Origin of the sequence: Malonomonas rubra, from assembly GCF_003247215.1 — a bacterium.
Lineage (GTDB): Bacteria > Desulfobacterota > Desulfuromonadia > Desulfuromonadales > Geopsychrobacteraceae > Malonomonas > Malonomonas rubra_A.
Genome location: NZ_QKAP01000081.1, coordinates 28,608 through 54,127, shown reverse-complemented (window position 1 = coordinate 54,127; position 25,520 = coordinate 28,608). Strand labels below are relative to the sequence as shown.

Annotated in this window: 20 protein-coding genes and 1 pseudogene; 10 read left to right on the top strand and 11 right to left on the bottom strand. The window is 51.6% G+C overall.

Going from position 1 to position 25,520, the window contains the following annotated elements; genetic code table 11:
* Positions 1–111: 111 nt before the first annotated feature.
* Together hpt and Q7J88_RS08420 are read left to right on the top strand one after the other, a co-directional pair.
* The gene (hpt, locus tag Q7J88_RS08425) at positions 112–639 is read left to right on the top strand and encodes a hypoxanthine phosphoribosyltransferase (RefSeq protein ID WP_303721725.1); all 528 of its coding nucleotides are present in this window, start codon (positions 112–114) and stop codon (positions 637–639) included.
* Positions 640–692: 53 nt separating this feature from the next.
* Positions 693–1,838: a DUF3426 domain-containing protein gene (locus Q7J88_RS08420; RefSeq protein ID WP_303721724.1), complete on the top strand. Its 1,146-nt coding sequence runs from the start codon at positions 693–695 to the stop codon at positions 1,836–1,838.
* Positions 1,839–1,927: 89 nt separating this feature from the next.
* Here the strand turns inward: Q7J88_RS08420 and Q7J88_RS08415 are convergent, their stop codons facing one another.
* Positions 1,928–2,092, bottom strand: a complete 165-nt coding sequence (locus Q7J88_RS08415; RefSeq protein WP_303721723.1) for a DUF362 domain-containing protein — start codon at positions 2,090–2,092, stop codon at positions 1,928–1,930.
* Between the two features lie 296 nt (positions 2,093–2,388).
* Here Q7J88_RS08415 and Q7J88_RS08410 point away from each other — a divergent pair, with 296 nt between their 5' ends.
* Complete coding sequence (locus Q7J88_RS08410; protein ID WP_303721722.1) at positions 2,389–3,654, top strand: acetate kinase; 1,266 nt, start codon at positions 2,389–2,391, stop codon at positions 3,652–3,654.
* Between the two features lie 113 nt (positions 3,655–3,767).
* Here Q7J88_RS08410 and Q7J88_RS15395 read toward each other — a convergent pair.
* The 5 genes and pseudogenes from Q7J88_RS15395 to Q7J88_RS08390 form a co-directional block, all read right to left on the bottom strand.
* Positions 3,768–3,914, bottom strand: a pseudogene (locus tag Q7J88_RS15395) (DUF4157 domain-containing protein); the annotation flags it as partial.
* A 15-nt stretch (positions 3,915–3,929) separates the two neighbouring features.
* Positions 3,930–4,181: a hypothetical protein gene (locus Q7J88_RS08405; RefSeq protein ID WP_303721721.1), complete on the bottom strand. Its 252-nt coding sequence runs from the start codon at positions 4,179–4,181 to the stop codon at positions 3,930–3,932.
* Between the two features lie 412 nt (positions 4,182–4,593).
* Positions 4,594–6,114, bottom strand: coding sequence for an aldehyde dehydrogenase (NADP(+)) (locus tag Q7J88_RS08400; RefSeq protein ID WP_303721720.1), 1,521 nt, complete (start codon positions 6,112–6,114; stop codon positions 4,594–4,596).
* 42 nt (positions 6,115–6,156) lie between these two features.
* A complete protein-coding gene (locus Q7J88_RS08395; protein ID WP_303721719.1) occupies positions 6,157–7,044 on the bottom strand; it encodes a radical SAM protein in 888 nt (295 codons plus the stop codon).
* Between the two features lie 2 nt (positions 7,045–7,046).
* Positions 7,047–8,207 (bottom strand): rhomboid family intramembrane serine protease, encoded by a 1,161-nt coding sequence (locus Q7J88_RS08390; RefSeq protein ID WP_303721718.1) that lies wholly within the window; start codon positions 8,205–8,207, stop codon positions 7,047–7,049.
* A 110-nt stretch (positions 8,208–8,317) separates the two neighbouring features.
* Here Q7J88_RS08390 and Q7J88_RS08385 point away from each other — a divergent pair, with 110 nt between their 5' ends.
* The 7 genes from Q7J88_RS08385 to Q7J88_RS08355 all read left to right on the top strand — a co-directional run bounded on the left by Q7J88_RS08385 (position 8,318) and on the right by Q7J88_RS08355 (position 17,048).
* Complete coding sequence (locus Q7J88_RS08385; RefSeq protein WP_303721717.1) at positions 8,318–8,920, top strand: trimeric intracellular cation channel family protein; 603 nt, start codon at positions 8,318–8,320, stop codon at positions 8,918–8,920.
* Positions 8,921–8,958: 38 nt separating this feature from the next.
* A complete protein-coding gene (locus Q7J88_RS08380) occupies positions 8,959–9,615 on the top strand; it encodes a fumarylacetoacetate hydrolase family protein (RefSeq protein WP_303721716.1) in 657 nt (218 codons plus the stop codon).
* Entirely contained in the window at positions 9,612–10,490 is an 879-nt protein-coding gene (locus tag Q7J88_RS08375; RefSeq protein ID WP_303721715.1) for a Rossmann-like and DUF2520 domain-containing protein, read from the top strand. The genes Q7J88_RS08380 and Q7J88_RS08375 overlap by 4 nt, the downstream gene beginning before the upstream one ends.
* A 195-nt stretch (positions 10,491–10,685) precedes the next feature.
* On the top strand, positions 10,686–11,882 hold the full coding sequence (locus tag Q7J88_RS08370) for a rhodanese-like domain-containing protein (protein WP_303721714.1): 1,197 nt from the start codon (positions 10,686–10,688) through the stop codon (positions 11,880–11,882).
* A 246-nt stretch (positions 11,883–12,128) separates the two neighbouring features.
* Complete coding sequence (locus tag Q7J88_RS08365; RefSeq protein ID WP_303721713.1) at positions 12,129–12,461, top strand: hypothetical protein; 333 nt, start codon at positions 12,129–12,131, stop codon at positions 12,459–12,461.
* A gap of 312 nt (positions 12,462–12,773) precedes the next feature.
* Positions 12,774–14,855: an HDOD domain-containing protein gene (locus tag Q7J88_RS08360; protein WP_303721712.1), complete on the top strand. Its 2,082-nt coding sequence runs from the start codon at positions 12,774–12,776 to the stop codon at positions 14,853–14,855.
* Between the two features lie 18 nt (positions 14,856–14,873).
* Complete coding sequence (locus Q7J88_RS08355) at positions 14,874–17,048, top strand: EAL domain-containing protein (protein ID WP_303721711.1); 2,175 nt, start codon at positions 14,874–14,876, stop codon at positions 17,046–17,048.
* A 211-nt stretch (positions 17,049–17,259) separates the two neighbouring features.
* Here the strand turns inward: Q7J88_RS08355 and ppdK are convergent, their stop codons facing one another.
* The 5 genes from ppdK to mgtE all read right to left on the bottom strand — a co-directional run bounded on the left by ppdK (position 17,260) and on the right by mgtE (position 25,374).
* Positions 17,260–19,923 (bottom strand): pyruvate, phosphate dikinase, encoded by a 2,664-nt coding sequence (gene ppdK / locus Q7J88_RS08350; protein WP_303721710.1) that lies wholly within the window; start codon positions 19,921–19,923, stop codon positions 17,260–17,262.
* Positions 19,924–20,180: 257 nt separating this feature from the next.
* Positions 20,181–22,244, bottom strand: coding sequence for a glycine--tRNA ligase subunit beta (gene glyS / locus Q7J88_RS08345; protein ID WP_303721709.1), 2,064 nt, complete (start codon positions 22,242–22,244; stop codon positions 20,181–20,183).
* Between the two features lie 43 nt (positions 22,245–22,287).
* A complete protein-coding gene (glyQ, locus tag Q7J88_RS08340; protein WP_303721708.1) occupies positions 22,288–23,157 on the bottom strand; it encodes a glycine--tRNA ligase subunit alpha in 870 nt (289 codons plus the stop codon).
* A 114-nt stretch (positions 23,158–23,271) separates the two neighbouring features.
* Positions 23,272–24,006: a DNA repair protein RecO gene (gene recO / locus Q7J88_RS08335; RefSeq protein WP_303721707.1), complete on the bottom strand. Its 735-nt coding sequence runs from the start codon at positions 24,004–24,006 to the stop codon at positions 23,272–23,274.
* A gap of 9 nt (positions 24,007–24,015) precedes the next feature.
* Positions 24,016–25,374, bottom strand: coding sequence for a magnesium transporter (gene mgtE / locus Q7J88_RS08330; protein WP_303721706.1), 1,359 nt, complete (start codon positions 25,372–25,374; stop codon positions 24,016–24,018).
* Positions 25,375–25,520: the final 146 nt, after the last annotated feature.

Here is a 25,520-nt window from a genome sequence, read left to right as displayed (position 1 = left end):
CACAAACCATTTAGCAAAACATTAGAAGTCCTTCTAGTTGCAATTGACAGGTTTGCATTCTTCCTGCTATAGAGTACATTTAACTTATCTAATCCTTGGAGTATAAGCCTTATGGAGGAACCAAACCGCAAAATTCTTTTTCCCCGCGAAAAAATTGCTACCGAAGTCAAACGCCTTGGCCATGAAATCAGTCTTGATTACGCTGGCAAAGAAGTGATGCTGGTCGGTGTGTTGAAAGGTTCTTTCCTGTTCATCGCTGATCTGATTCGTGAGATAGAACTCCCGACTCTTGTCGACTTTGTACGCCTAGCCAGCTACGGTTCAGGCACCCAGACCTCTGGAGTTATCGAATTCCGCAAAGAGTTGGAGATGTCGATTCGCGGTCGTGAAGTCATTATCATAGAAGACATAATTGACAGTGGCTATACTCTCGAATGTCTTTACAATAAATTGCTGCTGCAAGAGCCACGGTCACTGAAAATCTGTACCCTGATAGATAAACGTGCCCGTCGCGAAGTTGAAATCGAAGCAGATTACGTAGGTATCAGCATGGATGACGGTTTTATTATCGGTTACGGACTTGATCATGATGAGTACTACCGTAACCTGCCTGATATATACTTGGTCGAAGAGGTCTGATTGTCCGTGAAAATGCCTGCCCCGGCACCGGACTCCGACAAAGGAGAAAACTGATGGTCATCATTTGCCCAGAATGTTCAACCAAGTTCCGTGTCAACCCGGAGCGCATCCCTGCTTCAGGGGCCAAGGTCCGTTGCGCCCGTTGCAAGCATATCTTCCTGGCGACCAAACCAGTCCACGAAGAGGAACTGAAACCGATTATCAGCATGCCGGAGACCTCCCCAGAAGAGCCAGAGGAAGAAACTCAACCAGTCAGGTCGGAACCACCAGTCGAAGAAGCGGATGAATCGACAGAAAAACCTTTTTCAATCTTAGAATCGGCACCTGAGAAAGAAGAGGAAGTCTTCAGTTATGATCAGTTCCGTGAACTCGACAACAAAAGCCCTGAAAGAGAAGACTTCACCTTTGGTGGGGAAGAAGAGACAGAGCAAGAAGCGGATTTCGAAACGAAAGACGTAGAGCCGGAAGAAGAGGAAGCCTCCTTCAGTTTCGGCACTGCGGAAGAGGTGGAACATGCGCAGCAAGAGATTGAATCCGAGGGAACGGAGCACGCGGTTAAAAAGCCGCAGCTAACCGCGGAAGAAAAAATCGCCAGCATCTTCGCTGAAGAGGAACCGAAACAGGAGGCAAAACCTGAACGGTCAGCAGCAGTAGCCAAAAGCAGCCCGTCGTCAAGCATCATCCGGGTCCTGTTGCTGCTAATTCTCGGGCTGGTCATCATCGGTGCCGCCCTCTACTTCATCAATGGCCCGGAACAGATTGAGCAAGCAATTGAGCAGATCCTCGGTCAATATGTGCGACCAGCAGAATCGGGACAAATTGCCTTGGACAATCTAGAAGGGAAATTTATCAACAACCAGGACGCAGGTGAGTTGTTCGTTATTCGTGGCGAGGCCACCAACAAATACAAAGAGCCTAGAGCAGCGATTCAGGTCAAGGGAGTGATTTTTGATCAGAACGGCAAACCATTGCTGCAAAAAACAATCTTCTGCGGCAACCCGATCAACGATCAGGAATTGCAGACCTTGCCTTTCAGCAAGTTGGAAGAAATGATGCGCAACCAGTTCGGCAAGTCATTGGAGAACATGAAGGTTAACAGCAAAGAGTCAATTCCGTTTGTCATAGCCTTTCGTGACCTGCCGCAGAATCTTTCAGAATTCACCGTTGACGTCACCTCTTCAGAGCCAGCAACAAAATAGAATGCTTCTATAACACTGACGGATCCAAGCAAAAAAGCGGCGGCTATCTAATAATAGCCGCCGCTTTTTTGTTGTGTGATTGCTTTAAATTAAGCTTCAGCGATTGCGCTTACCGGGCAGGTATCAACGCAAGCGCCACAATCAGTACACTCATCGCTGATTACGTAGATCGGATCGCCTTCAGAGATGGCACCAACCGGACAGGAATCAGCGCAAGCGCCGCAAGCAATACATTCATCAGAAATCTTGTGCATTTTTCTCTCCTCCTCGAATAGTGAGATAAGTCAACGCCCATTTTGGGGGTTGTTTTTTAGGTTGGCGTCAACTTTAACCGATCTTGCTGCGCCTGTCCAGCCCAGAAAAAACCTTGCCAAGATATGTTTTTATAAGCTAGATTGTACGCTCTTTTTATTCGACAACCCCCTTATAGCACAGGGTTTTTGTCGTTTTATCAAATATCTCAATATTTTATTTAAGCAAAAATAAAACGATTTTTTATCTTAGCTAAAATACCAATTTGGCAAAAAATGCGTTAAAGGAGAGATAAGCAATGGATATTCTTGCATTAAATTGCGGCAGTTCCTCTGTTAAGTACCAGCTCTTCGATTGGAAGAGAAAAGAGGTCATCGCCAAGGGGATGGTTGAGCGGGTCACCATCGGCGATTCCTACATCATCCATGAAGTCCCGGGGCGAGAAACCTATCGCGAAGAGTACGAGTGCCCAGACCACAAGACCGCCGTGCATTTGATCGTCAAAATTCTCACCGATGCCGAGCATGGTGTTATCAAAGAGATGGCAGAAATTTCTGCAGTTGGCCACCGTGTGGTTCATGGTGGCGAAAAATTCACCCGATCGGTGATGATCAACGACGAGGTTCTCGATGCGATCAAGGAAGTCCAGCATCTTGCACCGTTGCACAATCCGCCGAACATCTCCGGAATTGAAGCAGCTCAAGCCAACCTGCCGTATGTTCCGCATGTTGCCATCTTCGACACCGCTTTTCATCAGACCATGCCGGAGCATGCATATACTTACCCGATTCCCTACGAGTGGTACGAAAAACATGGTATCCGTCGCTACGGCTTCCACGGCACCAGCCACCTGTACGTTTCCAAGCGGGCCTCGGTACTGCTCGGCAAGGATCCAAAGGATTGCAATATCATCACTATGCACATCGGTAACGGCGTCTCTCACAGTGCTATCAAAAATGGCATCTCGGTTGACACCTCTATGGGGCTGACCCCGCTAGAAGGGGCGATGATGGGAACCCGCTGTGGCGATATCGACCCGGCGATCCCGGCCTTCATCATGCAGTGGGAAAACCTCTCGCCGAAAGAAGTCGACAACGTCCTCAACAAAAAGGCCGGTGTTCTCGGTGTTACTGGTGAATTCACAGACCGCCGTGACGTCATCGAAGCGGCCGAAGCCGGCAACGAGCGCTGCCAGCTGGCTCTTGATATCGAAGGTTACCGCCTGAAGAAATACATCGGCTCCTACTGCGCCGCCTTAGGAGCTCTTGATGCGGTCGTCTTCACCGCCGGGGTTGGTGAGATGGGCTGGCTGCTCCGCGAGAAAGCCCTGACCGACCTGGAGCACATCGGCATCAAACTGGACAAGGAAAAAAACCGCAACACCATGACCCGCAAGAAGGAAACCATGATCAGCACCCCCGACTCGCCGGTCAAGGTGTTTGTCATCCCGACCGATGAAGAACTGGTGTTCACAGAAGATGTGGTGGCGATCCTCGAAGAAACCTACACCGATCACATGAACTTCAAGTATTCGTTTGCGGAAAGCACTTTCCAGCGCACCTGATATAAACTCGCGCAGACAGAGATAAACAAGGCCGACAGGAAGCGCTTCCTGTCGGCCTTGTGCGTGTTACTTGCTTCCCCCTTTTTACTGAATTACATGGGTCTGCTCGTGTGTCAGCAGTTTCGGCCTTTTTGAGAACCGGGGTCGTACTGGCCGGCACCAAATACCAGGTACTGCCCAACGGGAAAGGCTCGCGCCCGAACCGAGCGTGCCAGCCGCACTGCCCGACGGCCGTCATGCTCCCGCCCCCCGGAAAAATAGGCCCCTAAACGAGTCTAAAAGCCCGTTCCGCAGTTGATAACGACCGCCCACCGACGCGCAGAGCGTTGATCGGTGAAATGCACAACAAAAAGGACCAGCAGGTTGAGGCGAATCTCCGAGTTCAGATGGCTGATACTGTGATCAGGATTGGCCCAGTGCAGGGTAACATCACGCACAATCCCCTCTTCCTCGATATTCACCAGCGTCAGGCCGAGTTTATTATTCGGGATCTCAACGCTACCGTCATCCTTAACCACATTCGACATGCTAACCACAGAAGTTCTAGAAATTTTCAGCTCCGGTAACAACTTCAGGCAGTCGTTGATTTCACTGTGAAGGATTTCTAACGCCTCGTAAATTATCGAGCCTCATCCATCAGCAATTAGCAAAAAAAGAAAAAGCCGCTTTTCCCCATATGGACAAAAGCGGCTTGAAGTTGCGAAAAATAACTAAGCATCCGATCCCGGCCGCCGGAACCATTTTTTTAGTTAATCAGCCCCCCCAATCATTCAGATCAATTCAATAGCAATATCAATTCATTATAAATAAATGATTAGATAAAATCTCTACAGGCAAAAGTAAAATTTATTTTAAATCAATGGGTTACAATGACAACAGAGACCCTGAACAGAGCTTCGAAATATCCGCATTTAAAAATGTTTGTCCGCAATCGGAGAGTTATTGAAGTTCTCCGGGAAGAAGTCCTGAGGAAAAATTCTGCAGACAGATGGGACGTAAAAAACGCTGCAAAGCTTCGGTTCCGACGGAGGTCGTGCGGCTGTCGGTAGTGGCCGGGTAAGGACCCCCGTGAATCATCGCGGAGCAGACCTCGACACCTGTTGGGAAGCCGTTAAGAAGCAAACGGCCTGCCTTACGCTCCAAAATCGAAAACAACTGCCGCGCAATATCCTCTTCGGTATCACTGGCGTGGACGGTGGCGGTCAACTGTCCCTGCAGCGCCCCGGCACATGCCGACATCTGCTCCATGGATCGGCAAGCCACAACAATCGCCGAGGGACCAAAAACCTCTTCGGCGATGCCAGGGTCGCTCAAAAAAGACTCGGCCGTTGTTTTCAGCAGTGCGGGCGAAACCCGACAGCCAGCCTGCTCACCCGGTCCTGAGAGGATCTCAACCCCTGGTCGCTCGGACAATATGTCGAACGCAGTCTGGTAGTTCCGTTTGATACCGGCATGCAGCATCACCCCACCCCCTAGCTGTTCCAGTCGTGTCTGTACCGCCGCCGTAAAAGCCTGCAAGTCCGGGCCGGCCACAGCGAACAGCATCCCCGGATTGGTACAGAACTGACCGACGCCAAGCGTAACTGACTCAGCATACTGGCACGCCAACTCTGTTTTCCATGCGGCAAGGGCTGCCGGCAGCAGGAAAACCGGGTTGACGCTGCCCATCTCGGCAAACACCGGAATTGGTTCGGGGCGCGAAGCAGCAAGGTCGAACAGCGCCCGACCCGCAATCCGGGAACCGGTAAAAGCGACCGCTCTCACCAATCGATGTTTGATCAGCTCGGCTCCCAGTTCATGCCGCTCCCCCTGGAGCATAGAAAACACCCCTTGCGGCACACCGCAGAGTTCGACCGCCCGCGCAATCGCTCGACCTGCCAGTTCGCAGGTGCCGGGATGAGCGGGATGCCCCTTAAAAATTACAGGACAACCAGCGGCCAGAGCCGCCGCGGTATCGCCTCCTGCAACCGAAAAGGCGAAAGGGAAATTACTGGCGCCAAAGACCACTACCGGGCCGAGGGGCACCTGAGTCATGCGCAGATCAGGCCGGGGTGGCTGCCGTTCCGGTAAAGCCGGATCGATGTTGCAATGCAGAAAAGAGCCATCACGGACATAGGCGGCGAACATCAACAACTGATTGACGGTTCGCGTCAATTCACCCTGCAGGCGGGGCAGCGACAGAGCAGTCTCACGCTGGGCTCGGACAATCACGTCCCCTTCAATAATCCGCAACTGCTCCGCTATCGCAGTCAAAAAATCAGCCCGTTGCGCAAATGGCAACCGCCGATATCGATCAAAATCATTTTCCGCAGCCTCGACCGCATCATTGATCTGCACCTCTGAGGCCTCGAAAAACGCTGGTTGCAACTGTTCGTCAGTGGCCGGGTCGTTGGCCCAAAAGTATTTGCCAGTCCCCTGCGACAATGCTGCTGCGACGATCGAACCTCCGGTCAACGTCATGCCTTCCTCCCTGAATTGAACTCGGTTAAAGACCGATGAAAATCAATAATATTCCTCGCCGTAATCGGGGATCTGCCTGCACCACTGCGGGTGTCGCCGGGCTTCTCGCAGGGCCGCTTCAGCCTGTACGATCAGTTTCTCCCGATCCTTCGGGTAGCTGCCGGCCAGGTTGAGAATATTGGAAACATGGTTGGAGCGCAGAATACACTTGCGCGGCTGCATATGCTTGACGACCGCCAACGCTTCCTCGATGATCTCCTCGTTGGTCAACGCATCAATCTGCGTAAAATAGTCGTCATTGTGCCGCTTGAACATGGTCAGCAAGGAAAAATACTCCGGCGACAGCTGGTTGATCCAGTCGGCGGTCGCGGCAGCATGCTCCGCCGAACGCGCCCGGCCTGCCAGACCGAGGATCGCGGTGACAGACAGCTTCATCCCCGCCTGTTGCGCGTCGCGGCAGAGATCCAGCATCCGCTGCGGGGTAAAACCCTTGTTGACCAGCTGTAGCGTATCGGGGTCTCCCGACTCCAGACCGAAATAGAGAATCCGCAGTTTCTTCGCTTTCAACTCCTTCAACTCGGCAACTGTTTTAGTCGTCAGGCTGTTCGGTGACGCGTAGGCCCCGACGCGGGTCAGGTTGGGAAAGTTAGCCGCCAGCAGATCGAGAATCTGCAATAACTGCTGCTGCGGGTAGACCAGTGCATCACCATCTCCCAGGAACACTCGCTGATAAAAGCTGCGATGCTTCTTAGGTACGGCAGCGATTTCGGCCGCAATTTCGTCGACCGGCCGGATGAGGAACTGTTTCATCTTGTACATGCCACAGAAGCGACAATTATTCTGGCTACAGCCAACTGTAATCTGAAAAATCAGTGACCGCGCCTCGGACGGCGGACGGAATACCGGTTCTACATAATCGAAGTAATACATGGTCAACTTTCGGTAGCCCGCTGCTTCTCGATCAGTCGCAGATGCATGCGCGCCTCTGCGGCCAATTGTTCACTGCGGGCTAAATCGAGTGCGGAAAGAAAATAATGGTAAGCGCTGGTCTGATAACGGGGTTGCTGCAACATCGCTTTCCCTGCCCCAAGATAGGCCTGATCAATCCGCTCATCGTTCGGTCGCTCGGCGACAAAACGGCGGAAAACATGCAACGCCTCACGCCAGCGACCATTTATAAGCAGATAGTTGCCAACCGCCATAACATCGGCAGCATCGACTTGATTCCGATCTTCGCGTTTGTCGAGATTCAAGTAGCAGTTACTCGCCCCAATCAGATCCCCGCTCAGCACGGCGGGACAAATGTGCTGTAAAGAGGAAAGCGAAGCCGATTCTGTTTTGGACTCACGTTGCCACCCGCGCCGCAGTTGATAAATTTGATCTGTCGCCCAGGCAATCCCTAGGCCAGTCAGGAACCCGCCGATGTGGGCGCCATAAGCGATACTGCTTTCTTGGGCGCCGGAAAACAGAAAAGGAAAAATGTTGGCAAACACGAGGTAAAAACCGAGGACAAACCGGGCCGGCAGATAGAAGCTGAACGGAAACGGAAACAGAAAGCAACGGACTCTGTTGCGCGGGAACCAGAGGAAATAACAGCCAAGCACTCCGGAGATCGCCCCAGATGCTCCTATTAATGGCACCTGGGAATTGCCGGCAAAGAGGGCAAAGAACAGACCGGCAGCTACGCCGCAGATCAGGTAGACCAGCAAAAAACGGATCCTCCCGAGGCGAAACTCGACATTATCACCGAAAATAAACAGGTATATGGTATTCCCGGCTAGATGCATGAAGCCGCCATGCAGAAACTGGTAAGCGAACAGGGTGGCGAGGGAAAACTGTGCAGGACGAAAGCCATACTCGAAGACCAACAGGTCATAAGCACTGATGTTCTGATAGACCTGACGAGCGCTGACTTTACCTAGTAACCCGACATTTCGCAGGTATTCAAGCAAAGCAGGATCCTGCAGATCGACCCTGCTGTATGTCGCCGGCAAACTGATCAGCAGATAAACTGCTACGTTGGCGGCAATCAGCAGCCAGGTGACATAGGCTCTTTCAGAAGGGTTAGGAGTATCAGCAATCGGTAAAAACATCAGAACTCCGGAAGGTCGGCTAACAAGTAATTAAATATCCTAGCATAACGCCTGACCTGATCCCAAGCAGAAGGCTTGCCTTTCGCGTTACATACCGTTATCTTCCCCCCATGAGTCTACTTTATCTTCTCGACCTGATCGGCACAGTCGCCTTCGCTGCCTCTGGGGCCTTGGCTGGTGTGCGCCGAGAAATGGATCTGTTCGGTGTTTGGGTTCTGGGGATGGTCACAGCAATCGGTGGAGGTACACTACGTGACCTGCTACTCGGCGACCTGCCTCCTTTTTGCTTGCGGAACGAAATCTACCTTTGGCTGCCGGTAGCGGTCGCTTCACTGGTGTTTATTACCCACCGCCGGTTGCCGAAAATAGAACGTCCTCTACTTTATCTGGATGCCATTGGGCTGGGAACCTTTGTCGTCATCGGGACCGGCAAAGCGATCGCTTTTCAAACAGGTCCGCTCGGCGCGGTCCTGATGGGGGTCATGACTGGCACTGCCGGGGGGGTGTTTCGCGATATCCTGTCGAACGAGGTTCCTCTGATCATGCGCCGCGAGATCTATGCTTCAGCCTGCATTTTTGGAGGTGCCCTTCTGGTGATGCTGCAAAAACTGCAGCTGCCAGACAATCTTTCCTTACCCTCTGCGGCAGCAAGCGTTATCATCTTGAGATTACTATCCATCAACTATAACTGGTCGCTGCCGAAAGCGAACTAACATTCTATTCAAAAACCATTCTTCAAAGGACCTGCAAGATGCGTGAAGCCAAAATCAAAGGAATCGACAAGAGCTACCCGGTAGGTAAAATTGTCTGCCTCGGCCGCAACTATCTTGACCACATCCGCGAACTGGGCAACAAGGTTCCGGACCGGGCTGTGATCTTCTGCAAACCGGCCAGCAGCTTGCTACCAGATGGCGGTCAGATCATCCTGCCTGACTATACGAACGATTGCCATCATGAACTAGAACTGGCCGTCCTGATCGGCACTGCTGGGAAAAACATCAGTGAAGAACTGGCCATGCAACATGTCGCTGGTTACGGCGTTGCGCTCGACCTGACCCTGCGTGACCTACAGAGCGAGTTGAAAGAGAAAGGTTTGCCGTGGGAGATTGCTAAAGGATTCGACACCTCCTGCCCGCTATCAGATTTTGTCCCGGCAGATCAAGTCGACAATCCGAACGCGATCCGACTAACCCTGAAGGTCAATGGCGAGCTTCGGCAGGACGGCACTACCGCTCAGATGATGCGCAACGTCGAAGAGATCATTGCTGAGATTTCCCAGTACTACACGCTGGAGCCGGGCGATATTATTCTGACCGGCACCCCGGCCGGCGTCAGCCGCATTCAGAGCGGCGATCAACTTTACGGTGAAATCGAGAACGTCGGCACCTTGCAGGTGACGGTGGCATGAAACCATCGCTCGCGCTGATCGGGCCGGGCAAGGTCGGCTGCGCGGTCAGCAAACGGCTGCGACAGGCCGGCTATTCGATTTCCGCCGTGATCAGCCGGGACCTATCCCGAGCGGTTGATGCCTGCAGTTTCATCGGCTGTACAACGCAGACAGCCACAACCGATCTTCAGCGAGCCAGCTCTGCGACGCTCATCCTGCTGGCGGTTCCAGACGATCAAATCACCGGTCTCGCCTCGAATTTGACCCAGCAACTTTCGGCACAGGAAGGGAGAACTCTGCTACATTTCAGTGGTCTGCATCCGGCGGAGATTATGCGTTCACCCGGTTGCCAGGCCACGCTTCTGTCGATCCATCCGCTGTTGTCGTTTGCCGACCGGCAACTGGCGAGCGAACGGCTGTACAACTGCCCCTGTGCGGTCGAAGGGGAAGAAATAGCTGTTCAGCTTGGGAAAGAGCTAGTCAGTGCCTTTGGCGGCCGTCCGTTTCGGATCGCTTCTGACCAAAAAGCGCTCTACCATGCCAGTGCCTGTATCGCTTCGAATTTTCTGGTGACTTTGCTGGCAACGGCCACCAAACTACTAGGCGAATGTGGAATCGATCAACAGCAGGCCGGCAACCTGTTATCCCCGTTGATCAAAACGACCATCGAAAATGTGACTGAATTTGGCCCGGAACAAGGTTTGACTGGTCCAATCGTGCGTGGCGACCAGGGAACCGTCGCAACCCACATAGCGGCGCTGGAAAAGGTTTCTCTCCAGATCGGCATGTTTTACAAGTTTTTGGGTTGCAGCACTGTCGAGCTTGCCCAAAAATCAGGTCGTTTGCAACCTGCAGATGCAGAAAAATTGGAGAAGATCCTGGGAAAGAACTTTTAGCGTGTTATTATCCCGAACTGCAGACGTTAGCTGTTTTAACGTCATGCCCCTGCCTATAAACCCAACAAAAAACCATTAATCACTCCCAATGGTTAAGGCTGTAAATTAACATTAAATGTGCTATATTCGCCCAGATTAATTACCGACCATTTATGCGGTCTTTTTCAACCCATATTTTTCAGGAGATCATCAGGCATGAAAAGATTAACATTGTTGCTCATAGGTATTTTGGCAGCGACTTTTCTGGTGACTGGTTGTCAAACCACCACCTCAAATGCACCTGCTGCCAATAAAACAGCGGCTGCGGAAACACAGAATGTTCCTCAGGATCAGAAATTACGTATCACCACAACAGAGGTCATGGCTCTGTTTTCCAAAGAATTCGGTGAGGCACCCTTGATTGAGGCAACCCTGGCAAAAAACAAGACCTTCCAGTTGATCGATGCCCGCCCGGTCAACAAATATGATGAAGGCCATGTCCCGGGCGCAATCAGCATCCCCAAACCGATGCTGGAAAAAAATCTCGACAAGCTGGCGAAAGACAAACTGATCATCTTCTATTGCGGCGGGGTGCACTGCAAGCTGAGCCCTGCCTCTGCTGAGATCGCAATTAAAGCCGGGTTTACAAACGTTAAAGTTTGGTACGAAGGGATGCCGGGCTGGGTGAAAGCCGGGAATTACGCCGAAATGGAAACTGCCGGGCTCGAAAAAATCATCATGCAACAGAGCCTGACCCCCTTCCTGCTGATTGATGCTCGCCCGGCTGTTAAATACCAGCAATCCTTTATTCCGAAAGCGATCTCTCTGCCAAAAGCAGAGATCGAGCTGAAAAAAGGGCTGCTGCCGACCGACAAGAGCCTTCCGCTGATCTTCTACTGTGGCGGCTACAAGTGCGAACTGAGCCACCTGAGCGCAAAAGCAGCTCTTGCTATGGGCTACACAAAAATTTCTGTTTATGCTGGCGGACTGCCAGCCTGGAAGAAAGCCGGTCTGCCTTTTTGGGGCGATACCGCCAGTGGCGTCGTGAAAGAGGAAACGAATACTGCAGCCCTGCCGGAAGCGATTTCCCCCAAAGAATTCAAAGAGCTGGTGGATGCAGGCAAGGTCACCGTCGTTGATGTCCGTTCCGCTGAAGATTACCTAGCTGCACACATTCCGGGGGCTCTCAACATCTACGATGAAGACTTTATCTTCAAGGCCAAGGAAGCAGTCGCCAAGCTACCGCAAGAAGGGCGTGTGGTACTCCTCTGTGCAACCGGCGGCCGCGCCGGAGGCGCTTATTACGCGATTCTCGGCGAATCAGACTACGTCAACAAGAATAACCTGCAATATCTTGACGCTGTCATTACCATCAATCCTGATGGTTCCTTCACCGTCGGTGAAGGGCACTAGGCCAAACGAGGAGCCGACACAACGCCTCTGCAAAACTGCGGAGGCGTTTATTTTTTCAGTGCCATTCTTTTCTTCTGCAACCTGCATACAACTGTCCGCTTAAATTCAATTGTTTTCTTACATTGACCGCAATCACTTCTTCGATTGCTATCCCGACTGAAAAACAGTAGTATCAAACCATTGTTATTTTCCAATCAGAGTAACAGCAATTCAGATATCTCTTTGATCAGGATGGGGTGGAATAGAATGAGTGGAATGCTGGAACTTCAGGAAGGACTTAAAAAAATCCGTCAACGCCGGCTGATGCTTTGGCTCACCATTGTCGCGTATGTTCCCGCGATGCTTCTTGCTCTACAGTCGGACGGCGGTTGGAATACAGTGATAAAGGCTTTTTTCGTCTGGCTGGTTATACTTTGTGTCGTGGTGGGCATGGCGGTGGTCATCCGCTGCCCTGAGTGCGGTAACTGTTTTCACACCCACGGACCAACCTTCTTCCCAGTTCGCAGATGTGTCCATTGCGGGTTGCATGTCTTGGCAGATAAAAAAGGGGACGACCGGATCGATTCAGAAAAAAGCTAACAAAAGTGAGGGCTGCAAGTTGTCAGGAGAACCCTCTTATCGCCCCCCCTTAACCCGCCATTCCAAACTGAAATAGCCATTTTGCAGTAACCATTTCCAGGCAATCGCCCATCTCGAGGCAACTGCTCTCACAAAAATCTCAAACCATATATAATTCTTACTAACGAAAAACATATTTAAGTTGCCAAAAAATAAAAAAAAAGGCTCCAATAAATAAACTTATTTGATTTATAATTGAATCGCTGTATATTAGAACTTTCCAAGCTAGCAACACAGTGCATACACTCATCGCAAAGAAGGTTTTTGACAGAAATGCAGCGTATCTATCTGAAAGACAGAAGTTTCTCGATCGATACCTTACCCTCGGAAGCAGGTCTTCTCGTAGAGTTGCTCGGTCTGTGTCGTAATGAGGAAACAGGCTTTGACAAGTTTGCTTTCACAATCAGGCGGGACAGCGGCCTGACTGCCCAATTTCTGCGGATCGCCAACTCCCCGCTCTATCGGCAATGGAATGACGTCGTCGAATTAAAACGGATGCTGATCGTTCTCGGCCTGCAGAATGTGCGCAAAATAATTATCACTAGTGCAGTGCAGAACTTCTTCAACAAACTTTCCTTCTCCCAAAACCGTTCCGCTTATCACTTCTGGTTGCGGGCATTGGTCTGTGCTCACCTTGCCGAAGCGCTCGCCCGCAAAACCGGTTACCCAAAAACGGATGAGGCCTATCTGGGAGGTCTACTGCACCAAATCGGCATTATTATGCTTTTGGCGAATTACAAAGACAACTATCAGGAGATCTTCGATCTTTACGATAAGACCGAAAACTATTCTGAGTTGGAACAACAGAACTATGGTATAGATCACTGTGAACTGGGCGCTGCTCTGGTTGAAACCTGGCACCTCGATTCCCTGCTGGCAGATGCGATTCTGTTTCAGAACGCTCCAGCACATGAGTTACTCAACTCCCCCCCGTTATTAAAAATAGTCGCTGTTGCTCGTGCGCTATCCTCCCCCCCCAATACTGAGGCTTGCGAGCAAGATATTGAGAATGCCAAACTGCTGCTGCAGCTGTCGCAGGACGCCACACTTGAATGTCTGGCCTCTGCCTTGGACAACAGCCGCAAGGTTCTTACCGAACTTGGTTTTGATGTCGAAGAGAGCTTTATCGATCCCAATGAAACTGCAAAGGTGGAAACGATCCGTCTGCAGAAAGCTCAGGAACTGGAAGAACAGATCAAGAACCTGACCCTCAGCTACTGCTTCATGAACGGTGAAAGCCAGAACACAGAAAGTCTGGTCAAAGAACTGAGAGTCAGTCTAGCTCTGCTCTTCAATCTGCAGCATTTCGTCTTTTTGCACCAGCAGCAAGACAGGCTGATCCCCTACAACGACCTAAAACGTGGCAAGTTGTCGGAAATCTACTTTACCCTGAACGATCAAAGCAGTTCTGCTGTCAGGGCGCTCAGTGAAAACAAAATCTACGATTCTGTTAGTCAGCCTTGCACCATTGCCGACAACCAGCTGATTCGCATTATAGATGCTGAATGCGGGTATTTCCTGCCACTTTACAACGGCGCAGAGCAAGTCGGTGTAATGGTTATCGGCTGTAAGCGCAATGATCTAGCAGCGCTCCGCGAAAAGCTTCCCCTGCTGCAACTGCTGATCAAACAGATCGGCAAAAAATACGCTACATTCAGCGCCGCCATTGAACAAGAGGCGAGCATTAGTCTGACCGAGTTCAACAAAATTGTTCACGAAGTAAAAAATCCGTTAACAATTATCAACAATTACCTTTATATACTGAGTCGCAAGCTGGATGAAAATCATTCTGCGAAAGAAGAGATCGATTTCATCAAAGAAGAGATGGAGCGGATCAGTGTGATCCTCGCAAAAGCCAGGGATCGAGAGCAACCGGTCGACGGCACCCAAAATACCGACATCAACCGGTTGCTGGATGAGTTGAACAGCTTCTTCGGCAACTCACTTTACAACAGCAAAAAGATTCGGTGCCACCTAAACCTTGACCCCGAAATCCCGGAACTGAAGTACCCGGAGAATAATCTCAAGCAGGTGTTCATCAACATCATCAAAAACGCCGTTGAGGCCCTGCCACATGCCGGGGAGATAACAATTACCACGCGAGACAACTGTTTTCAAGACGGCAACCGATTTGTCGAAATTTCACTCAGGGACAACGGTCCCGGAATCCCTGTGCGAATTTTGCAAAACCTATTCCAGCCGGTCGAAAGCACCAAAAAAGGACATTCAGGTCTGGGGTTGTCTATCGTAGCCGACTTGATCAAAGAAATGGCAGGAACCATCTCCTGCTACTCAGGAAAAGGGCAAGGAACCGAGTTTAAAATTCTGCTCCCTCGAATTACGACTGAACATTAAACGGAATAGGCAACTGCCATGTTTGACATGTCAAATTTGAATGGGGGAACCGCTTCTGCTGAGCCGATTGAAGTGCTGATCGTCGATGATGATCCGCGGATCTGCAGAAGTCTGCAGCAGATCATTTCTTCCTCGGGATTAAACTGTTCGTACGTGGTTGGCGGCTTTGCTGCAATGCGCTCGTTGGAACAGAAGAATTACCAGTTGATCCTGCTCGACCTGAATATGCCGAATGTCGATGGCATCGATGTGATCAATCACATCAACAGCAACAATATCTCTACCAACATCATTGTCGTCAGCGGCGAACTGGAGCTCAACAAGGCGATTGAAGTCCTTACCAACGGCGCCCAGGACTTCATCCGGAAGCCCTATTCTCCGGATGAGCTGTTATTTTCGGTAAAAAATGTCCTGGAAAAACGCGCGCTGGAAATCGAAAACCGCAACATGGTAGAAAAGATTAGGGAATCCGAAGCGCTCCACAAATTCCTGGTGCATAATTCCCCCGATCTGCTTTACATGCTCGACCGGAACGGCATCTTTACCTTTGTCAATCGCAACCTGACCAGAACTCTCGGCTATTCGCAAAAGGAAGTGATGGGCAAACATTTTTCCGAGTTTATCCACCCCAATGACTTGAATCGCGCCAATTACTTTTTCACCACCCAAAGGCTTCCCAAAGGAACAAAGAAAGTGGAGTTGCGCCTGCAGTGTAAAGATAACCGCTCCACTTTGCATGTCGAGGTCAGGGCTATGCAGGTGGAAAGGAATTTCGCCGGCGGCTACAAATTAAACAACAACGGGAACACTAAAAAGAGAGAATTTTTCATCGGAACCTACGGTGTGGCGCGTGATATCACCGAAAAAAAACGTGCCGAAGAAATTATCCGGTTTCAGCACAATCACGACCTGCTGACCGGGCTACCGAACCGGAACCTGCTCAACGAGCGGATTACGATGCTTCTGGGCCATGCCAAACGCAAAAAGGAAAAATTGGTATTTCTGTATATCGATATCTACCGCTTCAAACTTATTAACGATACCTACGGACAGGATAGCGGTGATGAGGTCATTCAGCTGGTCGCCGGCATTCTGGAACGCAATACCCGTGAAACAGACACCGTCGCCCGGATTGGCGGCGACGAATTCATTCTGTTGCTGCCCGGAATTCAATCTGAGCAGGAAGCTCTCAACGTCGCGGAAAAAATCCTTCAGGAAACCGCTTTACCAATGCAGGTCGCTGGCGAGGACGTACACGTCAACTTGAGTATCGGCATGGCAATTTATCCCGATTCAGGAACAAACAAAGAACAGTTGATCAGAAATGCGGACATCGCTGTCTGTACCTCGAAGCAGACCTCCAGAAGCAATATCTGTATTTACAATCCCACGCTTCAGAACAACAATAGCAACAAAGTATTCACCGAGAACCTAATCCGTACCGCAATCAGCAACGATCAAATTCGAATCTATTATCAACCCCAGATCAACCTGGCCACCGGAGAACTGCACGCGGTCGAAGCGTTGGTGAGGATTGATTCTCCAGAACATGGCATCGTCCTTCCGGCCGGATTCATTGAAACCGCCGAGGAATCGAACCTAATCAACGAGCTAGGCGACTGTATTCTGGAAAACATTTTCCAGGATATCCGTCAATGGCAGAATGGCGGGGTCAGAACAAACGTCTGCATCAACATTTCAGCCATCCAACTGGCGATGGACGGCTTTGCCGATTACCTGATGAGCAAGATCAGGGACTGTAATCTGCAACTGACTACCTTCGAGATTGAAATCACTGAGAATGTTTTGATAAAGAATATGGAAATGACCTTGGCCAATATCCTCAAATTGACCAACCATGGAATCAAGATGGCCATTGATGATTTTGGAACCGGCTATTCGTCCTTGAGCTACCTCGACCAGCTGCCCCTCAACACCCTGAAGCTGGATAAGTCCTTTATGAAGAAGATCACAACGGAAAATGACGACAACACTATTATCCCAGCGATGCTCAATGTTTCCAACGGACTACAGCTCGACTTTATCGCCGAAGGGGTGGAAACCAAGTCGCAACACAATTACCTGAGATCGCTCGGTCCTTGCATTGCGCAAGGTTATTATTACAGCCGTCCGGCAGATAGCGAAAAAACGTTCAATTTTATAAAAAACTACGACAGGCAAAAGTTTCAATAAACTTCTCTTCAAAAAAGAACGGATCTATAACCCAAAAAAAGATAGCTATCGATAAGCTACATATATTCGAAAGGTTAGCCGTTTCGCCTACAAACACCCCAGCCGGCTAACTACCTGGCCTTTTGAGGGAATCACAATTCAACCTTCTTTTGGGTTATAGGACCGAAAAAGAAAGGCCCGGCAAAAAATAACCGGGCCTTTCTTTTTTAAATTAACCTTCTTCCTGAATCGCAGCATGTGCAGCTGCCAATCGAGCGATCGGCACCCGGTAGGGCGAACAGGAGACGTAATCGAGTCCGATTTCGTGACAGAAGATGACACTGGTCGGCTCGCCACCATGCTCACCACAAATCCCGACCTTTAGGTCAGGACGGGTTGCACGCCCCTTCTCCTTACCCATGCGGACCAACTGGCCGACTCCAGCACGGTCGAGATAAACGAACGGATCTCGTACAAACACACCACGTTCGACGTAGTCCGGCAAGAAGTGACCTGAGTCGTCCCGCGATAGGCCGTAGGTGGTCTGGGTCAGGTCGTTGGTGCCAAAGGAGAAGAAATCGGCCTGTTCGGCAACTTTGTCTGCCATCAGCGCAGCACGCGGCAGTTCGATCATGGTGCCGATCAGGTATTCGACCTTGACCCCGTAACGCTCGCAAACCTCTTCGGCAACAGCAACGGCATTGGCACGCAGAATCTTCAATTCATTGACGTGAGCGACCAGCGGAATCATGATCTCCGGGACAATTTCAAAACCATCATTCTTGACCAGTTCGCAGGCGGCTTCCATGATTGCCTGGACTTGCATGTCGTAAACCTCGGGGTAGCTGATACCGAGACGGCAGCCGCGGTGACCGAGCATCGGGTTGAACTCGTGCAGATGCTCAACGTGTTCCTTGACATCGGAGAACTTAACGCCGCAGGCGGCAGCCAATTCAGCAACATCGTCATCGGTCTGCGGCAGGAACTCATGCAACGGCGGGTCAAGCAGACGGATGGTGACCGGCAGTCCCTTCATCTCGCGGAAGATACCGAGGAAGTCACCTTTCTGCATCGGCAGAATCTTCGCCAGTGCCCTCTTGCGCCCTTCCAGATCATCAGCCAGAATCATCTCGCGCACCGCCTGGATACGGTCTCCTTCAAAGAACATGTGCTCGGTCCGACACAGACCGATACCTTCGGCACCGAATTCGCGCGCCACTTTGGAATCGTGTGGAGTATCGGCGTTGGTCCTTACTTTCAAGCGACGGAACCTGTCAGCCCAACCCATCACCTTAGCAAAATCGCCGCTCAATTCCGGTTGCACCTTCGGCACGTCACCGAAAATCACCTCTCCGGCTGAACCATCCAGAGTGATCATATCGCCGCGCTTGACCACCACTCCGCCCTTGGTAGTGAACTGTTGTTTTTCATAATCGATTTTCAGGTCGCCACACCCAGCGACACAGCACTTACCCATGCCACGAGCAACAACTGCCGCGTGCGAGGTCATTCCGCCCCGGGCAGTTAGGATCCCCTGTGCGGCATGCATGCCGTGGATGTCCTCCGGGCTGGTCTCAACCCGCACCAAGATGACCCGTTTTTTCAAACGCGCCTGTTCCTCGGCCTCGTCGGCGTTAAAGACCACCATACCGCTGGCCGCCCCCGGTGAAGCCGGCAGGCCTTTGGCGATCACGTCTTTTTCCGCTGCCGGATCGAGGGACGGATGCAGTAATTGATCAAGCTGAGCGGGCTCGATCCGTTTCACGGCCTCTTTCTCGTCGATCAACCCTTCATCGACCATATCCACTGCGATATGAATCGCGGCACGGGCAGTCCGTTTACCATTACGGGTCTGCAGCATATAAAGCTTGCCTTTTTCGATGGTAAACTCGATGTCCTGCATGTCCTTATAATGATATTCCAGAATGCTGCGGATTTTCAGCAACTGCTCGTAGCATTCGGGCAACACATCTTCCATCGCCGGCAGATCGCCTTCTTTGTATTTGGCCTTATTGATCGGCTGCGGAGTACGGATACCGGCAACCACATCCTCGCCCTGGGCGTTGACCAAGTACTCGCCGTAGAAGTAGTTCTCGCCAGTCGAAGGGTCACGGGTAAAGGCAACGCCGGTAGCGCAGTCATCCCCCATATTACCGTAAACCATCGACTGAACATTGACAGCGGTACCCCATTCCTCGGGAATGTTGTTCAGCTTACGATAGGTGATCGCGCGCTGGTTCATCCAGGAGCCAAACACCGCGCCAATAGCCCCCCAAAGCTGCTCTTCCGGGTCTTCCGGGAACGCCTGCCCGATCTCTTCCTGAACCTTCTTCTTGAACAGCTCAACCAGCTGTTTCAAGTCAGCGGCGTTTAGCTCGGTATCGAGCTCAACTCTTTTTTCCTCTTTCATCTGCTCCAGAATATGCTCAAGAATGGAACCATCCATCTCGAGCACGACGTTGGAGTACATCTGGATAAAGCGGCGGTAGGAATCGTAGGCGAAGCGTGGGTCGCCACTCTGATCGATGATCCCCTGCACGGTCTCATCGTTCAGCCCCAGGTTGAGGACCGTATCCATCATCCCCGGCATCGATGCACGAGCACCGGAACGCACCGAAACCAGCAACGGGTTCTTTGGATCGCCAAACTTCTTCCCCATCTGCGCTTCGACTTTACCGAGCGCATCTTTGACTTGGTCGGTCAGACCATCCGGGTAGTGGCGATTGTTTTTGTAGAAGTCGGTGCAAACTTCTGTGGTCAAGGTGAAACCGGCCGGAACCGGTAAACCGATCGACAACATCTCCGCGAGGTTGGCACCCTTGCCACCGAGGAGATTCTTCATATCCCCAGCGCCCTCCACTTGGCCTTCACCAAAAAAATACACGTACTTCGTCATTGAACTACTCCTCTTCTCTGTCTCGTCCACAATCGAACAATAAAAAAAGCCGGAAAAATGAATCAGCTTAAGAGCGAGGCCTCGAAAACAGAGAATCGACATAGCGATAGCTCAGCGTTCAGAACGACATCTGAACTCTCACCTAACATTACGACGATTCTTTTCATCCAAGAACCTCCCCCGTAACCAAAAGCACTTCCGGCCACAAAAGCATGTAGCTAATTTGATCACTTTGCGGGCGATCAGTCCGCTGCCATTCAGGCGATGCGACTAAAGTCGGCAACCCCTTTGAAGAGTCCGGCAATACTGGTCAACAACGCCAGTCGATTGTTTTTGATTGCCTGGTCATCGACCATAACCATAACGCCGTCAAAGAAGTCATCGACCGGAGCCCGAAGTCCGGCAATGGCTTCCAGTGCTGCAGGATAATTGCGCCCGACCACCAACTCGGCAACCTGGCTCTGTACCTGTTGCAGCTGTTCGTAAAGCTGTTTTTCGCAGTCGGCTTCAAACAGGGCAGGATCAACCAGCTGCTCGACTCCTCCCTTGATAATGTTGCCAACGCGCTTGAAAGCGACAGCCAAAGGTTCAAAATCCTCGCGCCCTTTTAGCGCCGCCAAAGCCTTAACCCGCTCAACCGCATCAACCGGCTCGGTGAATGCCGCACTGAGAACCGCATCAACCACATCGGTCGGGTAATCTTGTCCGGTCAACATGTTGACCAGCCGCAGGCGGATGAATTCAATCACGTCGTCGGTCACCTCTCCCGCTGGACGCAGGAGTTTCACCTCGAGCAGGGCAACGCTCTTCTCTACCAACTCGGGGATGGAAATTTCATAACCACGTTCGAGGATGATCGCGAGGATGCCTATTGCTGCCCTTCGTAACGCATACGGGTCGGCGGTTCCGGTCGGAATCAGGCCGACGCTGAAGCAACCACAGATGGTATCGATCTTGTCCGCCACCGAGACGAAAGCACCGACATCATCACTCGGCAATTCACCACCCGCCTGAGTTGGCAGGTAGTGCTCGAAAATTGCCTTGGCGACACGCGGATTTTCCCCTTCGATCAGCGCGTACTCGCGACCCATAACCCCCTGCAATTCGGGGAATTCGTAAACCATGCCGGTTTCCAGATCACACTTGGCCAGCAACGCCGCACGTTTGGTCAGCTCCAGATCGGCGGGAGCCAGTGCCTGGGCCAAGCCGATCGCCAACTCAGAAAAACGTTCGATCTTCTCAAAACTGGTGCCTAACTTGGCCTGATAAACAACCTTCTTAAGCGGCTCAAGACGGCTTTCCAGTTTTTTCTTCTGGTCCTCTTCCCAGAAGAACATGGCGTCGGACAAACGTGCTTTCAGAACCCGCTCGTTTCCGGCAACAACAACCTTGGGTTCTTTCGCCAAGGTATTGGCGATGGTGATGAAGTGCGGCAACAGCTTGCCGTTATCATCAATCAGGGTGAAATAACGCTGATGCTCACGCATGCTGGTAATTAACAACTCCGGCGGCAACTGCAGGAAACGATCTTCGATCGTCCCGGCCAATGCCTGCGGGGTTTCAACCAGAAAGCTGACCTCTTCCAACAGCTCGGCATCCGGATTGATCTTCCCGCCCAACTCTGTGGCCAATGCTTCAAGCTGCTCAGATATCAGCTGGCGACGCTTCTCGATCTGAGGAATCACATAATGCTCTTCCGCTTTGACGAGGTAATCCTCTGCACCATTGACGCTGAACTCCGCCGGCGCCATGAAGCGATGGCCGCGGGACATGTTACAACTCTGTAGATCGCCGAAAGTAAAGGGCACCACCTCACCACCATAGGTAGCCACGATCCAGTGCATCGGCCGCGCAAAGCGGATATCGAGATCTTTCCAGCGCATTGATTTCTTAAACGGGATCTTGCCGATCACACGAGGCAGAATTTCCGGTAACTGCTCAGCCGACTCGCCCCCTTCGATCACCTTGGAGATAAACAGATAGGTGCCTTTTTCGGTCTCGATGGTTTGCAGCTCATCAACACCTACCCCATTAGTGCGGGCGAAACCTACGGCCGCTTTGGTCGGCTTGCCGTCAGTATCAAAAGCGATCCGTGCCGGCGGGCCGGTCAACTCCAGCTCCTGACGCTGCTGCTGGCGGGCAACCTCGGCGATCGAAATCGCCAGGCGGCGCGGGGTGGCAAAGGTGCGGATCTCGCCGTAAGCGATACGGGCATTCTCCAGTTCCTGGCGAAGCAGGCGCTCAATATCTTTCAGTGCCCGGGGAATGAATCCGGCGGGAATCTCTTCCGTACCCAATTCAAGAAAAAGTTCTGCAGACATCTTTCGCTCCAAATTTGAATCTCGGCCAATGCCGGTCGAGTAATTATTTCTTCAGTAACGGAAAGCCTAGTTTCTCGCGCTGCTTGACATAGCCTTCAGCGCAGAGCTTGGCCATATTGCGGACGCGACCGATGTAGCTGGCGCGCTCGGTAACCGAAATGGCGCTGCGAGCGTCGAGCAGGTTAAACGCGTGCGACCCCTTGAGGACGAAATCGTAGGCCGGAAAAACCAGCTCTTTTCCAGCCAAACGGATACACTCTTTCTCGTACATGTCAAACAACTGGAAGAGCATACCGGTGTCGGCTTCCTCGAAGTTGTAGTGAGAGAATTCGACCTCGGTCTGGTGGTGAACATCGCCATACTTGATGCCGTTGACCCACTCCAGGTCGTAGACATTGTCAACCCCCTGCAGGTACATGGCGATCCGTTCGCAGCCATATGTGATCTCACCGGAGATCGGCTTCAGGTCAATGCCGCCACACTGCTGGAAGTAGGTGAACTGGGTAATCTCCATCCCATCGAGCCAAACTTCCCAGCCGAGCCCCCAAGCCCCGAGGGTCGGTGACTCCCAGTCGTCTTCGACGAACCGGATGTCATGCGCATTCGGATCGATGCCAAAACTCTTCAGTGAATTGAGGTACAGGTCCTGAATATTTTGCGGCGAAGGCTTGAGGATCACCTGAAACTGGTAGTAGTGTTGCAGCCGGTTCGGGTTCTCACCATAACGACCGTCGGTCGGTCGCCGGGAAGGTTCGACATAGGCCACTTTCCAAGGCTCCGGACCGAGTGCGCGCAGGAAGGTCGCCGGGTTGAACGTCCCAGCACCCTTCTCGATATCGTACGGCTGCTGAATGATGCAGCCCTGCTTGGCCCAATAAGTTTGCAGGGAAAGAATCAGATCCTGAAATGTCACATTGCCTCCAAAAATCTATAGCGCCGCAGCATGCGGGAAGTGCGGATAAAGAATCAAAAAGCGAGTGTAGCTTTGACCTCAAAATATGTCAAGAAACTCAGTCTTTTAGCTTGATTACAGAAATTTTAGTGATTTTAAAGGGCGGGGCAGAACAACCTGCAGAACCTGGGCAAGCATCCGCCCCCCTTCCTCCAAGGTTTGCGCCCCGAAACGGAACCCGGTGAACTGACGATGAGTCACATTCAGGGTCCGCGCCAACGAGCCGATTGTGCCAAGCCCGATCGCTATTCCGCCTCCGGCAGCACAGTTCATACAAAGGCTGCCGCCCCGAACCGCATCAAAACGAACCGGTTCGTCGGCAAAGATTTTCAGACACTCGCTGCAATGTAAAAGATGGGGGATATATCCGAGCAGGTAAACCAGCCGCAACTCGAAAAGCAAACGGGCAGTAGCTCTATCGCCTCCCTGCGTCAGGAAATTAAGAAAAGCACATAGCAATTCATAGATTTGTTGATGGGGTTGCCCTTCTTCTAACAACACTTCGACCAACTCGACCGCATAACTCGCCAACGCCAGCCGTTGCAGATCCGTGCGCAGACCAGAGCGCGAATCGAACAGGTCCATCTCCTGCAGCGACCATAGCTGGCCGCGGCCAACCCGCCAATGCACGCCAACCTGGCTAAACGGTTCCAAGGCCGCTCCAAAACGCTTGCGACTCTTGCGAGCGGCCTTGGCAAAACCTTTTTGCAGGCCAAACTCGGCAGTCAGCAGCGAAACGATCCGGTCAGCCTCTGAAAAATCTGTGTGGCGCAGGACCAATGCTTCACAATACTGAACCGGCGCCGCCATGCTGCTCTCTTAGATAAGCTGCTGCAGGAACATGGTCGCGGTAGTGAAATAGATCAGAATACCGGTGATGTCGTTAACCGTCTGCACAAAAGGACTTGAGGCGATCGCCGGATCGATCCCGATCTTCTTGAAAAAGGCAGTCACCAGAACTCCCATGCTGGCGGCAACCGAAATGGCTATCACCATCGCCAAACCAACTACCAGCCCTAAGTAGAGATTCTGGTGCCAGATCAAGGCGATCAGAGCAATCATAAGCCCACAAACCGAGCCCATAATCAAACCGACCCGCAACTCCTTGAAAAAAACCTGTCGCAACATGGAAAAATCAATCCGACCGGTGGCAAACCCCCGAACAATAATGGTCGATGTCTGACCACCGACGTTTCCCCCCATGCCGGTGATAACCGGAATGAAGGAAATCAGCATGATCGCTTGTTCAAGGGTTGCCTTGAAGTACCACATCAGGGTACCGGTAATCACCCCACCAACCAAGGTGGTCAGCAACCAGGGCAAACGCAGGCGGGCGACATGGAAGGACTTGTAGCCGTACAGCAGTTCTTCTTCGCTGGTACCGGCCATCCGCAGGATATCCTCGGTCGCTTCGTCACGCATGACATCAATGACATCATCAACGGTGATCAGACCCATCAATTTTCCATGCTCATCAACAACCGGAATAGCCAGGATATTGTACTTTGCGACCAACTCGGCGACATCTTCCTGATCCATGTCGGTACGCACGCGCAGGACATCGGTGGTCATGATATCGCAAAGGGGGGTCGCCGGCGGAACGGTCAGCAGCTGACGCAAAGAGAGCACTCCGACCAGATGGTTATGCTCATCGACCACGTAAACATAAAAAACCATTTCGTAGTCTTCTGCATCCTGTAACGCCTCGATCGCCTGCTTGACGGTCAAATCCTGGCCGAGGGAAAACACATCGGTCGACATGATACCGCCTGCAGTGTCTTCATCATAGCCGAGCAACTGCTCGACGTCTTCGGAATGATCGTCTTGCAAAGCAGACAGGACATCTTCGCCTAATTCATCCGGCAAGCTGCGGATCAGAACGGCACTGTCATCATCCGCCATCTGCCCGACCAAAGATACCAGGAACTCCTTATCGAGAAGTTCGGCTAGCTTGGCCTGTGAATCTGACTCTATTTCACTGAAAACCTCCGCCGCCTGGTCAAGTTCCGGAACCAACCCGAGCAGCTTCTTTTGATCACTGAGGCTGAAATAACGAAACAGGTGAGCAATATCCGCAGGGTGAATCTTCCCAAGCGCCTTTTTCAGGTTGCTGGTTGCACCACGGCGCAACAACTTACTCACGGTACCTTGCAGAACCTGCATTTTTTGTTCGTGCATCAGAGCCTCCCTGGCACCACGGAGCCAATTCGTCTACAGATTGAATTGAAACGCAGAGAAATTAACATTCGGTTTTGTGAGAGTCAAATGGCAGTTGACCGCCCACAAAAAAAGGGGCAAGGAAATAACTCCCTGCCCCTTTCATT